Annotated in this window: 11 protein-coding genes; 6 read left to right on the forward strand and 5 right to left on the reverse strand. The window is 62.9% G+C overall.

The features are described 5' to 3' along the window. The 4 genes from C5F70_RS09990 (at nucleotide 1) to C5F70_RS10005 (ending at nucleotide 4,861) form a co-directional block, all read left to right on the forward strand. A complete protein-coding gene (locus tag C5F70_RS09990; protein ID WP_104903221.1) occupies nucleotides 1–1,626 on the forward strand; it encodes a cytochrome P450 in 1,626 nt (541 codons plus the stop codon). Next, on the forward strand, nucleotides 1,623–2,468 hold the full coding sequence (locus C5F70_RS09995) for an alpha/beta hydrolase (RefSeq protein WP_104903222.1): 846 nt from the start codon (nucleotides 1,623–1,625) through the stop codon (nucleotides 2,466–2,468). Before C5F70_RS09990 ends, C5F70_RS09995 begins: the two co-directional genes overlap by 4 nt. 134 nt (nucleotides 2,469–2,602) lie before the next feature. Beyond that, nucleotides 2,603–3,706, forward strand: coding sequence for an enoyl-CoA hydratase/isomerase family protein (locus tag C5F70_RS10000; protein ID WP_046383501.1), 1,104 nt, complete (start codon nucleotides 2,603–2,605; stop codon nucleotides 3,704–3,706). Nucleotides 3,707–3,709: 3 nt separating this feature from the next. Then, the gene (locus tag C5F70_RS10005; protein WP_104903223.1) at nucleotides 3,710–4,861 is read left to right on the forward strand and encodes an acyl-CoA dehydrogenase family protein; all 1,152 of its coding nucleotides are present in this window, start codon (nucleotides 3,710–3,712) and stop codon (nucleotides 4,859–4,861) included. A gap of 63 nt (nucleotides 4,862–4,924) precedes the next feature. Here C5F70_RS10005 and C5F70_RS10010 read toward each other — a convergent pair whose 3' ends face one another. Genes C5F70_RS10010 through C5F70_RS10030 form a run of 5 tightly spaced genes read right to left on the reverse strand, consistent with a single transcriptional unit; the run spans nucleotide 4,925 to nucleotide 10,484 of the window. After that, nucleotides 4,925–5,698: an enoyl-CoA hydratase gene (locus tag C5F70_RS10010; RefSeq protein WP_046489481.1), complete on the reverse strand. Its 774-nt coding sequence runs from the start codon at nucleotides 5,696–5,698 to the stop codon at nucleotides 4,925–4,927. Nucleotides 5,699–5,709: 11 nt separating this feature from the next. Continuing rightward, nucleotides 5,710–6,837 (reverse strand): acyl-CoA dehydrogenase, encoded by a 1,128-nt coding sequence (locus C5F70_RS10015; RefSeq protein ID WP_104903224.1) that lies wholly within the window; start codon nucleotides 6,835–6,837, stop codon nucleotides 5,710–5,712. Nucleotides 6,838–6,846: 9 nt separating this feature from the next. After that, complete coding sequence (locus C5F70_RS10020) at nucleotides 6,847–8,031, reverse strand: acetyl-CoA C-acyltransferase (RefSeq protein ID WP_046489480.1); 1,185 nt, start codon at nucleotides 8,029–8,031, stop codon at nucleotides 6,847–6,849. 13 nt (nucleotides 8,032–8,044) lie between these two features. Continuing rightward, complete coding sequence (locus tag C5F70_RS10025) at nucleotides 8,045–8,812, reverse strand: SDR family NAD(P)-dependent oxidoreductase (RefSeq protein WP_104903225.1); 768 nt, start codon at nucleotides 8,810–8,812, stop codon at nucleotides 8,045–8,047. Between the two features lie 22 nt (nucleotides 8,813–8,834). Then, a complete protein-coding gene (locus tag C5F70_RS10030) occupies nucleotides 8,835–10,484 on the reverse strand; it encodes an AMP-binding protein (protein WP_104903226.1) in 1,650 nt (549 codons plus the stop codon). 235 nt (nucleotides 10,485–10,719) lie between these two features. Here C5F70_RS10030 and C5F70_RS10035 point away from each other — a divergent pair, with 235 nt between their 5' ends. Together C5F70_RS10035 and C5F70_RS10040 are read left to right on the forward strand one after the other, a co-directional pair. Then, nucleotides 10,720–11,613, forward strand: a complete 894-nt coding sequence (locus C5F70_RS10035; RefSeq protein ID WP_104903227.1) for a bestrophin family protein — start codon at nucleotides 10,720–10,722, stop codon at nucleotides 11,611–11,613. Between the two features lie 76 nt (nucleotides 11,614–11,689). Then, on the forward strand, nucleotides 11,690–12,748 hold the full coding sequence (locus C5F70_RS10040) for a lipopolysaccharide assembly protein LapB (RefSeq protein ID WP_017846266.1): 1,059 nt from the start codon (nucleotides 11,690–11,692) through the stop codon (nucleotides 12,746–12,748). Nucleotides 12,749–12,847: the final 99 nt, after the last annotated feature.

Here is a 12,847-nt window from a genome sequence, read left to right on the forward strand (position 1 = left end):
ATGAACCCTCAAGGCAAACCCGACTTCCGCGACCCCGACACGGTTCGCGATCCCTACCCGGCCTACGCGTTTCTACGCACCCATCATCCCGTGTATTGGAGTTCCCAGCACAAGGCGTGGATGCTGACCCGCTTCGATGACGTCTTCAAAGCGCAAAGCGACGCCACCTGCTACTCCTCGGATCGGATACGCCAGTTGGTAAACGCGCAACTGCCGCCCGAAAAGCGCGCGATGTACGAGCCCTTTATTGAAAAAGCATCGCGCTGGATGTACGCCCAGGATGGCAAAGTCCATGAGGCCAGCCGCCATCTGCTCGGGCGCGCGTTCACGCCGCGCTCGATTGAAGCGCTGCGGGCAGACATCCAGGCGGTTACCGATGAACTCCTCGCCACAGTGGGCCCTTCCGCCGAACTGATGAGCCGCCTGTTCAATCAGGTGCCGGCCAGAGTGCTGGCGATGCTCTACGGCATCCCCAAAAAAGATGCGCTCAAGCTGCGGCGCTGGACCGATGTGATCCTGATGTTTCTGGTCGGCAACCTTGACCCGGCGAATACTCCCGGCGCCGCCGCGCAAGGCCTGGAGGAGATGTACGCCTACTTCGGCAACCTGATCGAGCGACGCCGACAGGCCCCGCGTGACGACTTGGTCAGCCGTGTCATTGCCGCCGCCGGCCCCGACACGAGCACAGACGATCTGCTGGCCCAGGTGGCCTTTGTTCTGGTGGCTGGCTACACCACCAGCGCCGATATGCTGGGCATCGGCCTGTGGTACTTGTTGACCAACCCTGCCCAGCTGAACGCACTGCTGGCCGATGGTTCGTTGATGAAACCCGCGATCGAAGAAATGCTGCGCATTGATCCGTCGGGGCAGTTCAGCCATCGCGTCGTGACGCAAGATATCGAACTCAGAGGCCAGACCCTGCGCAAAGGCGATCTGGTGTACCTGATACGCGCCGCTGCCAACCGCGACCCGGAGCACTTTGCCGACCCGGACCGCTTCAACATTCAACGCGCGAAAAACGACCACCTGGCCTTTGGCCGTGGCGTGCATTTCTGTCTGGGCCCGGCGCTGTTCCGGCTGGAGGCCGAGGTGGTGTTCAGCAGCCTGCTCAAGCGCTTCCCGAACCTGCGCCTGCAGGAGAAAAAGCCGCCGGTGTGGCGTACCAGTAACCTGCAGTTCCGCGGCTTGAAAACCCTCCACGTCGAACTTGAACCGATTCCAAAGGGCGCATCGATCCAGCGCTGCTTTTCCGCCGCCCCCTGGGAGAAAAATGGCGGTTACTGCCGTGCCTTGCGCGTCGGTGAAACCATCGTCACCAGTGGCACGGTAGCCTTCGACGAGCAGGGCAACCCCTACGCCAGCGACGATGTGTACTTACAGACCCGTCGCTGCCTGGAAATCATCGAAGCGGCGCTTAAACGGCTGGGCACCGATCGCACCCGAGTGATTGCCACACGCATGTACACCACCAACGTGAAGTGGTGGCCGCAAATCGCCCAAGCGCATAAGGAGTTTTTCGAGGGCTGCGAACCGACCACCATGTTGTTGGGCGTCAAGGCGCTGATAACCCCGGACTACCTGGTGGAAATCGAAGCCCAGGCACAGGCACCGGAGGCCAGGCCATGAGCCCCGAGCAGGCACGCCGGGAAGTGCGTGATGCGGTGGTGATGGATGTCAGCGACCTGACCCTGGCCACACCGGGGCAGCCGGTGGCCGTGAGGCTGTACCGGCCGGCCCGTCCTGCGCCGGCCGCGGTGCTGATGTATTTCCACGGTGGGGGCTGGGTTACAGGCGACCTCGATACCCACGACAGCTTTTGCCGGGTGATGGCGGAGTGGGCCGGCTGCGCCGTGGTGGCGGTGGACTACCCGAGGCCACCGGAACAACGCTTCCCCGCCGCAGTAAAAAGCTGTTACGCCGCCACGGTCTGGATCGCCCGCCACGGTGCCAGCCTGGGCTTGGACACTCGGCGTATCGCCGTGGGAGGCGGTGGCTCGGGCGGCGGGCTTGCCGCGGTGATCGGCCAAATGGCCAGGGACCTGGGCGAGGCGCACATCGGTTTTCAATTACTGCTCTACCCGCTTCTCGACTGCCTGGCGCGCAATCGTTCCCGACATGACTTCGCCACAGGCTTCGGGCTGACGGCCGAATTGCTGGAGTGGTACGTGAGCCACTACGTACCCGCCGATACGCCGCGGGCGCATCCTTGGCTTTCACCCGCCCGCGATCCGTGCCTGCAGGGCTTGCCTGCGGCCTTGATCATCACCGCCGGCTGCGATCCGCTGCGCGATGAAGGGCGCGCCTTCGCGCGGCGCTTGAAAACCGCCGGGGTGTCGGTGCGGCACAAAGAGTACCCGGGCATGCGCCACGGGTTTATCAACCACCCCGCTGCCGAGCCTGCGGCCAGGCGGGCCGTGCTGCTCTGCGCCGAGGCTCTGGCCGGCTATTTTCATCCTTCGGCGGCCTGATCGCCGGTTCTGCATAAATGCAAAAACGACCTGCATGATTCCCGGTTGTACTGGGCAAATTTGCACTGGTACGATCGCGGGAGCGTTCGTCCCCGAACATATTGATAAAGAACAATAAAAGCAGGGAGTTACAGATGACTGCTCAGGTTTCATCCGAGGCAAGCCACGCCGACAGGCTTCAGCAAGAGGTTCTGGCCGACGTTCGCAACCATATTGGCCACCTTACCCTCAATCGCCCCGCCGGCTTGAACGCGATCACCCTGAACATGGTTCGCAGCCTGACCGAACAGTTACAGGCCTGGGCAGACGATCCCCAGGTGTACGCCGTGGTCCTACGCGGAGCCGGTGAAAAAGCCTTCTGCGCCGGCGGCGATATTCGCTCGCTTTACGACAGCTTCAAGAACGGCGACAGCCTGCACCAGGATTTCTTCGTCGAGGAATACGCCCTCGACCTGTCCATCCACCATTACCGCAAACCGATACTGGCCCTGATGGACGGTTTTGTCCTCGGCGGCGGCATGGGCCTGGTGCAAGGCGCGGATCTGCGCGTGGTCACCGAACGCAGCCGCCTGGCGATGCCGGAAGTGGCGATCGGTTACTTCCCCGACGTCGGCGGCAGCTACTTCCTGCCGCGCATTCCTGGCGAACTGGGCATTTATCTGGGCGTTACCGGCGTGCAGATTCGCGCGGCCGATGCGTTGTACTGCGGGCTGGCGGACTGGTACCTGGACAGCACCAAGCTGGCCGACCTCGACCAGAAACTCGATCAACTGCAATGGCAAGACTCCCCTCTCAAGGACCTGCAAGGCGTGTTGGCCAAGCTGGCCGTGCAACAACTGCCGGACGCCCCGCTTGCCGCCTTGCGCCCCGCTATCGATCATTTCTTTGCCCTGCCGGACGTGCCGAGCATTGTCGAACAACTGCAGCAAGTAACGGTTGCCAACAGCCATGAATGGGCGCTGACCACGGCTAACCTGATGCAAACCCGTTCGCCGCTGGCCATGGCCGTGACCCTGGAAATGCTGCGGCGCGGGCGCCGTTTGCGGCTGGAGCAGTGTTTCGCCCTGGAACTGCATCTGGATCGCCAGTGGTTCGAGCGTGGCGACCTGATTGAAGGCGTCCGCGCCCTGATCATCGACAAGGACAAGAGCCCGCGCTGGAACCCGTCGACGCTCCATGGGCTGGACCCGAGCCACGTGGAAAGTTTCTTCCACAACTTCACGCAGGTTGCGAGATAAGCCATGCAAGATATTGAATATACTGAAGAACAGATCATGATTCGCGACATGGCGCGCGACTTTGCCCGTGGCGAAATCGCCCCTCACGCCCAGGCCTGGGAAAAAGCCGGCTGGATCGATGATGCCCTGGTGGCGAAGATGGGCGAGTTGGGCCTGCTGGGCATGATGGTGCCGGAAGAATGGGGCGGCACCTATGTCGATTACGTGGCATATGCCTTGGCCGTGGAAGAGATTTCCGCCGGCGACGGTGCCACAGGCGCCCTGATGAGTATCCATAATTCAGTGGGTTGCGGGCCAATCCTCAACTACGGCACACCTGAACAGAAACAAACCTGGCTGAGCGACCTCGCCAGCGGCCAGGCCATCGGCTGCTTCTGCCTGACCGAACCGCAGGCCGGCTCCGAAGCCCATAACCTGCGTACCCGTGCCGAACTGCGTGACGGCCAGTGGGTGATCAATGGTGCCAAGCAGTTTGTCAGCAACGGCAAGCGCGCCAAGTTGGCGATTGTGTTTGCGGTGACCGATCCGGAACTGGGCAAGCGCGGCATTTCTGCCTTCCTGGTGCCGACCGACACGCCGGGGTTCGTGGTCGACCGTACCGAACACAAAATGGGCATCCGCGCCTCGGACACCTGTGCCGTCACCCTCAACCAGTGCAGCGTGCCTGAGGCCAACCTGCTGGGTGAGCGCGGCAAAGGCCTGGCGATTGCGCTGTCCAACCTGGAAGGCGGGCGCATCGGCATTGCCGCTCAAGCCCTGGGCATCGCCCGTGCTGCGTTTGAAGCGGCGCTGGCGTATGCCCGTGACCGCGTGCAGTTCGACAAGGCCATCATCGAGCACCAGAGCGTGGCCAACCTGCTGGCCGACATGCAAACCCGGCTCAATGCCGCACGTTTACTGATCCTGCACGCCGCACGCCTGCGCAGTGCGGGCAAGCCGTGCCTGTCGGAAGCGTCCCAGGCCAAGCTGTTCGCCTCGGAAATGGCCGAAAAGGTCTGCTCCTCGGCCATGCAGATTCATGGCGGGTATGGGTATCTGGAGGATTATCCGGTGGAGCGCTACTACCGCGATGCGCGGATCACGCAGATCTACGAGGGCACCAGCGAAATTCAGCGGATGGTGATTGCACGGGAGCTGAAGAACTACCAGCTCTGACTGACACGCCACAACCCCCCTGTGGGAGCGTCCCACAGGGGGGTTGTGGCGTTTATAAGCTGCTTACTGGTCTTTGAATTCAGGCGCGCGCTTGGCCACGAATGCCGCCATGCCTTCCTTCTGATCCTGCGTCGCAAACGCCGCATGGAATACCCGACGCTCAAAGCGCACGCCTTCCGACAGGCTCACTTCAAACGCCCGGTTCACGCTTTCCTTGACCATCATGCTGATCGGCACCGACTTGCCAGCAATCAGCGTGGCGACTTTCAGCGCCTCTTCGAGCAGTTCATCGGCCGGGACAATACGCGCCACGATCCCACAACGCTCGGCTTCCACCGCATCGATAAAGCGTCCGGTCAGGCACATTTCCATGGCTTTGGCCTTGCCCACGGCGCGGGTCAGGCGCTGGGTGCCGCCCATGCCCGGCAGCACGCCGAGGTTGATTTCCGGCTGGCCGAACTTGGCGCCGTCGCCCGCCAGAATGAAGTCGCACATCAGCGCCAGCTCACAGCCGCCGCCCAGGGCGAAGCCGTTGACGGCAGCGATGATCGGCTTGCGACGGTTGGCCACGCGATCGGCCTCGCTGAACAGGTCGTCGATATAGATCCGCGGGTAGGTCAGCTCGGCCATTTCCTTGATGTCGGCGCCGGCGGCGAAGGCTTTTTTCGAGCCGGTCAGCACGATGCAGCCGATTTCAGGGTTGCGTTCCAGGGTGTCCAGCGCCTGATTCAACTCGTTGATCAGTTGTGCGTTCAACGCGTTCAGGGCTTGCGGACGGTTGAGGGTGATCAACCCGACACGGCCCTGCACGTCGAGCAAAATAGTTTCGTAACTCATATAGTGGTTCCTTAAAGATTGCGTGAGATGACCATGCGCTGAATATCGCTGGTGCCTTCGTAAATCTGGCAGACCCGCACATCGCGGTAGATCCGCTCCAAGGGGAAGTCGCTCAGGTAACCGTAACCGCCCAAGGTTTGCAAGGCGGCAGAGCAGACTTTCTCGGCCATTTCCGAGGCGAACAGCTTGGCCATGGACGCCTCGACCAGCGCCGCTTTGCCGCTGTCGCGCAGGGCGGCGGCGTAATGCACCATTTGCCGCGCGACGGCGATTTGCGTGGCCATGTCCGCCAGGCGGAAGGCCACGGCCTGGTGTTCGATCAAGGTTTTGCCAAAACTTTCGCGCTCGCGGGCATAGTCGCGCGCCGCTTCAAAGGCGGCGCGGGCCATGCCCACCGATTGCGAGGCAATGCCGACCCGCCCGCCTTCGAGGTTGGCCAGGGCGATGCGGTAGCCTTCGCCCTCCTCCCCCAGACGATTGGCGAGCGGCACCTTGACGTCTTCGAACAGGATCTGGCAAGTGTCCGACGCATGCTGGCCCAGCTTGTCCTCGACCCGCGCCACCGTGTAGCCCGGCGAATCCGTCGGCACGATAAACGCGCTGATGCCGCGCTTGCCCGCCGCCGGGTCGGTGACGGCAAACACAATCACGATGCCGGCGTTTTGCCCGGAGGTGATGAATTGTTTGCAGCCGTTCAACACATAGTGGTCGCCTTCGCGGCGCGCACGGGTTTTCAGGCTGCTGGCATCGGAACCGGCCTGCGGCTCGGTCAACGCGAAGGCGCCGAGCATCGCGCCGCTGGCCAGGGGCTTGAGGAACTGCTCTTTCTGCTGATCGTTGCCGAACGTGAGGATCGGCACGCAGCCCACCGAGTTATGTACGCTCATGATGGTCGAGCAGGCCCCGTCGCCGGCGGCGATTTCTTCCAGGGCCATGGCGTAGGCCAGGTAGCCGGTGTCGCAACCGCCCCACTGTTCCGGCACCAGCATGCCGAAAAAGCCCAGTTCGGCCATTTCGCCGATGGCCTCCTTGGGAAAGCGGTGCTCGCGGTCCCACTCAGCCGCGAACGGTTTCAGGCGTTCCTGGGCGAATTGTCGGGCCGCGTCGCTGATTTGCAGTTGTTCGTCATTGGGCAGCATGTTCAATCCTTAATACAGGCATTCGACTGCCATGGCCGTGGCTTCACCGCCGCCGATGCAGATGGCGGCGACGCCACGCTTGAGGCCTTTCTGGCGCAGGGCCGACAGCAGCGTCACCAGAATCCGCGCGCCTGAGGCGCCGATCGGGTGGCCCAGGGCACAGGCGCCGCCATGAATGTTGACCTTGTCGTGGGGGATCTCCAGCTTGCTCATGGTGATCAGGCTGACCACGGCAAAGGCTTCGTTGATTTCGAACAGGTCCACGTCGCCCAGGTTCCAGCCGGTCTTGCTCATCAACTTGCGGATCGCCCCCACCGGCGCCTCCGGAAACAGGCCCGGCTCATCGGCAAACGCCGCATGCCCACGGATCACCGCCAAGGGTTGCAGCCCGCGCTTGTGCGCCTCGGACTGACGCATCAGGAGCAAAGCCGCCGCACCGTCGGAAATCGAACTGGAGTTGGCCGCAGTCACTGTACCCCCTTCACGGAACGCCGGTTTCAGGCTGGCGATCTTCTCCGGCTTGGCTTTGGGCGGTTGCTCATCATGCACGATGGTTTTTTGCTCCTTGCCCACTGTGACCTGCACCGGGACGATCTCGGCCGCGAAGCTGCCATTGCTGATCGCCGCTTGTGCGCGGCTCAGGGATGCAATGGCAAACGCATCCTGGGCCTCGCGGGTAAAGCCGTTATGTTGTGCGCAGTCTTCGGCAAAGGTGCCCATCAGGCGGCCTTTGTCGTAGGCGTCTTCCAGGCCGTCGAGGAACATATGGTCGAGCACGCGGCCGTGGCCCATGCGGTAGCCACTGCGTGCGCGGTCCAGCAGGTACGGCGCGTTGGACATGCTTTCCATGCCGCCGGCAATCACCACATCAACGCTGCCGGCCAGCAGCGAGTCATGGGCAAGCATCGTCGCCTCCATGCCCGAGCCGCACATTTTGTTGAGGGTGGTGCAGCGGGTGGCCTTGTCCAGCCCGGCGCCAAGCGCGGCCTGGCGTGCCGGGGCCTGGCCGAGGCCGGCCGGCAGTACACAGCCGAACAGCACTTCATCCACGGCATCGCTGGCGATGCCGGCACGCTCGACGGCGGCGCGAATCGCCGCGGAGCCCAGTTGCGGTGCGGTCAGGCCTTTGAGATCACCCTGGAACCCGCCCATGGGGGTGCGTGCGGCGCTGACAATTACGATGGGATCACTCATGACGCTTCCTCTCTTACTTGGCTGCCATGCGCAAGGCGCCGTCGAGACGGATCACCTCGCCATTGAGCATGCTGTTTTCAATGATGTGCCGAACCAACGCGGCGTATTCGCTCGGTTTGCCCAGGCGTGGCGGGAACGGCACGCCAGCGGCCAGGGAATCGCGGACTTCCGGGGTCATGCCGGCCATCATCGGGGTTTCGAAAATGCCGGGGGCGATGGTCATCACCCGAATGCCGAAGCGCGCCAATTCACGCGCGGCGGGCAGGGTCAGGCTGGCGATCGCACCTTTGGACGCAGCATACGCCGCCTGGCCGATCTGCCCGTCGAACGCCGCCACCGACGCGGTATTGATGATCACGCCGCGCTCACCGTCGGCGTCCGCCTGGGTTTCTGCGATGGCCGCAGCGGCCAGGCGCAGCAGGTTGAAGCTGCCGATCAGGTTGACGTTGATCACCTGGGCAAAGCTGGCCAGCCCATGGGGGCCGTTCTTGCCGAGGATCTTCTCGCCGCGTACCACACCGGCGCAGTTCACCAGCCCGTGCAAGCCACCAAAGGCCGCAACGGTGGCCTGCACGGCGGTTTCGGCAGCGGCTTCCTGGCTGATGTCCGCCACCGCGCTGCGGGCGTTGTCGCCCAGTTGTTTGGCCTTGGCCGCGACGGCATCGGCGTTCAGGTCCACCAGCATCACCTTGGCGCCGGCGGCGACCAGCATGTCAGCGGTGGCTGCGCCGAGGCCCGACGCGCCGCCGCTGACCAGAAAAACCTTGTTTGCAATCTGCATCGTTGTTTCCTTGAAAAGTGGATCAGGCCAACACGGCTTGCGCCTTGGCGATTTCCTGATTACGCAAAATGAAGCGCTGCAGCTTGCCGCTCGGGGTCTTGGGCAAGTCGCTGACAAATTCGATTTCCCGCGGGTAGGCATGCGCGGCCAGGCGCTGGCGTACATGCAGGCGCAATTCCTCGGCCAGCTCGGGGGTGGCGCGGAACTGTTCGTTGATCACCACGAAGGCTTTCACCAGCTCGGTGCGTTCCGCGTCGGGCTTGCCGACGACCGCCGCTTCCACCACCGCCGGGTGTTCGACCAGCGCGCTTTCCACATCGAACGGGCCGACGCGGTAGCCGGAAGTAGTGATCACATCGTCACTGCGCCCGACGAAGCTGATGCTGCCGTCCGGGTTCAGTTCGACGGTATCGCCGCTGAGGTAGTACTTGCCGACAAACGCCTTGGTCCGCACGCCGTCATAGCCGGCGAACCAACACATCGGCGATTGCTCACGGTCGACGGCGAGAATCCCTGGCTGGCCGGCGGGCAATTCCTGGTGAGCGTCGTCCAGCACCACGATGCGATGCCCTGGCGAGGCAAAACCCGCCGAACCGACATGCACCGGGTGTTCCAGGCCATGGTGATTGCATAGCACCATACCCAACTCGGTCTGGCCGTAATGGTCATGGATGGTCACCCCCAGGTTGTCGGCAAACCAGCGGATCACTTCCGGGTTCAGCGGCTCGCCGGCGCTGCTGACAATACGCAGCTTGCCCTTGATCGAGCGGGCGAATTGCTCGCCGCCGGCAATCAACAGGCGATACGCGGTCGGCGAGCCGGTCAGGTTGGTGATCCCGTATTTATTGATCACCCGGCAGGTGCTTTCGAGGGTGAACGGGCCATCGTAGAAAGTAATCGGGTGGCCCATGGACAACGGTCCGGTCACGCCGAAATAGATGCCATAGGCCCAGCCCGGGTCGGCAACGTTCCAGAATGCGTCTTCGGGGCGCAGGTCCACCGCGTCGCGGGTGTAGCTCTGGAACGCAACAATGGCCTTGAGCGGCACCGACAGCGCTTTCGACGGGCCGGTGGTGCCCGAGGTGAACATCAGCAGGAACGGGTCGTCAGCGCCCAGCAGCACCGGCTCGCAGTGGTTGGAATAGGTGGCCAGCTCGGCCCAGAAGCTGAAATCACCGCGTACCAGGCCTTCGCCCTTGGCGCCAGTGACCGTGACGATCGTCGGGCAGCCTTCCACTTGCGCGAGCTTGGGCCGGTTCACCGCATCGGTGACCACCACGGCCGCGCCGGAACTGTTCAGGCGATGCTCAATGGCCTTGGGGCCGAAGGCGGTGAACAACGGTTGGTAGACGGCGCCGATGCGCCAGGTCGCAAGGACCACCACCAGTAATTCGGCGGTGCGTGGCAACAGGCCGGCCACCTTGTCGCCGCGTTTGACGCCCTGGGCCAGCAGGAAATTGGCGAAGCGTGCTGCCTGGTCTTGCAAGTCGCTGAAGGTGGATGTGGCACTGCGCCCATCCTTGCCTTCCCAGAACAGCGCAATGCGCCCTGGTAACGCATGCCGGTCGCAGCATTCCACGCAGGCATTGAGGCCTTGCAGGTTACCGGCCAAGGTGCTGTCGACGGTGTGTTGGTAATCGAACTCGGTAGTGGCAGCCAAATAGTCACGCATCGCTTCAAATCCTTCAGTATTTTTATTTTCAGGACGTTTTTTTCGGACAAGAACCGCGGAAATAGTCGCTCTAGAGCGCTGCAGCAGCAATGGTCAAAGCCACCAACATGCCTGACTGGTTTGGCCAATGCCGTTTGATCATAGACCCCGCCGATCAAGCGGTCGGCCCAAGCGATTGGACGCGCCGTCCGCCAGCTTCTAACCTGATGGCCTGCGCCACCGAAGAAGCCCCCCGATGATCGTTCGCCCCAAACCCAACCTGCTGGGCATTCTGTTTTCGCTCAAGGGCTCGATCGCCAAGCGCATCGCCCTGCGCAGCCTGCTGGTCACGTTGCTGGCCTCGGTCATCGTGCTGGTGGAAACCCTGCACCCGGCGTATTTCTCCAAGGTCAATGCCACGCCGTTCACCTTGCTCGGGCTGTCGCTGTCGATCTTCATGAGTTTTCGCAACAACGCTTGCTACGACCGCTGGTGGGAAGGCCGCAAGCAACTCGGGCAGATGACCATTGAAGTGCGCTCACTGATCCGTGAAACCCAGGTATTCAGCGACCCGCTGGAGCGGGCTGGCCTGCTGCGCGGTCTGTGCGGTTTTACCCATGGATTGATCGCGCGCCTGCGCCTGGAAGATGAGGCGCGAGCGGTGAAGCCCTGGATCGACGTCGAATCAGGCCACCCCAACCTCCCGGACCAAGTGCTGCAACAGCTCGGCGCGCGGTTTTCCGGGCTGGCCGAACGGGGCGTGATCAGTGAATGGCGCTACACCCAGCTGGAAACCCGACTGGTCAGCCTGACCCAGGTGCAGGCAGCGTGCGAGCGGATCAAAAGCACCCCGCTGCCCTTCCCCTACACCCTGCTGCTGCACCGCACCATTTACCTGTTCTGCATTCTGTTGCCGTTTGCCATGGCCGAACCGCTGGGCTGGCTGACACCGGTGTTCACCGCAATCGTCAGCTACACCTTCTTTGGCCTCGACGAAATCGGCGACGACCTGGAGGACCCCTTCGGCTTCGATGAGAACGATCTGCCCTGCAACGCGATCGTGCGGACCCTGGAGCGCGAGATCCTGGCGGCCCTCGGCGAAACGGCCTTGCCGCCTGCCCTGCAGCCGGTGGAATACGTGCTGACCTGATACAGGTTTGACACTCGCCGTGGTCTGACCGAAGCTGAGAGCTTTGCCCTAGCTGCCTAAGCTCTCGGACGCCTGCATGTCAAAGTCACGCCGTTACTCCATCATCGGCCTGTGCGCCCTGTTGTTGATTGTGCTGATCACCTGGTATTTCTCCCGTTCCACCCCGGTGGCCGTGCCGCCCGCCATTGCCCATGGCTACGCGAAAGCCTTGAAACAGGCGCGCAACGGCGAACCGGGCGCCGCCCGCGTGCTGTACCAGCAACTGGCCCGGCCGGACTTGTCCGACGAGCGTCGTGTGGCCTTGCACGCCGAGCTACCCAATTACCCCAGCCCCCAGGCACTGAAGCTCGCCGACAAGGACCTGGCCGATGACTCGCCGCAGGTGCGTGAAGCGGCGATTCACAGCATCGTCGGCCTGGTGCCCACGGGCCAGCGCACGCTGCTGCTCGGGCCGTTGCTCGACGATCCGCAACAAGACGTGCGCTTTGCCGCCGCCAACGCATTGCTTGGCCTCTCGCCCGACACCCTCGGCCTGTATTTCGGGCCCTTGCAGCAGGTACTCGATGAGTTCGTGAAGAAGCTCAAGGCGCAACCTGAAACTGCCGAAGGTTGGCTCCAGCTGGCGCGCCTGTACATCCACAGCGCGCTGTTGCCGGAGGCGCAGAACGCCCTGGAGCAAGCGATGCGCCTGCAGCCGGACAACCTGCAAGCCGTGGTTGCGCAAATCGAACTGCTGGATAAACAAGGCAAGACCGACGAGTCCCGCCAACTGCTGGCCCGCCAGCTCGCGGCGCACCCCGAATCCGCGTACCTGCAACACGCCCTGGGCATGTGGTTGCTGCACCATGGCGAGCGTGCTTACGCCTTGCTCGGCCTGTCCAAGGCAGTGGAACTGGAACCGAGCAATCAGGATTACCGTTACGACCTGGCCACCACCCTGCACGCCCAGGAAGAACTCGAAGCCGCCCAGCGCCAGTTGGAAGAAATCATCCAGCGCCACCCGGCCAATCGCAAGGCGCGGGTGCTGCTGGTCAGCTACTGGAAAGAAAGCGGTCAATTGCAGAACGTTCAGGTGCTGCTGGCGCAGTTGGAGCAACAAAACCCGGATGATCCGGCGCTGCAACAGGGCCTGTAGGCGCGCCGCATCGCCGCCCAGGCGCTGACATTGCGCGCAAAAGACGAAAAGGCGGAACCCCGCTCATACGCCAGGGTCAAGAAGGTATAGCGCGCTCGA

The organism is Pseudomonas sp. LH1G9, assembly GCF_002949975.1.
Classification (GTDB): domain Bacteria; phylum Pseudomonadota; class Gammaproteobacteria; order Pseudomonadales; family Pseudomonadaceae; genus Aquipseudomonas; species Aquipseudomonas veronii.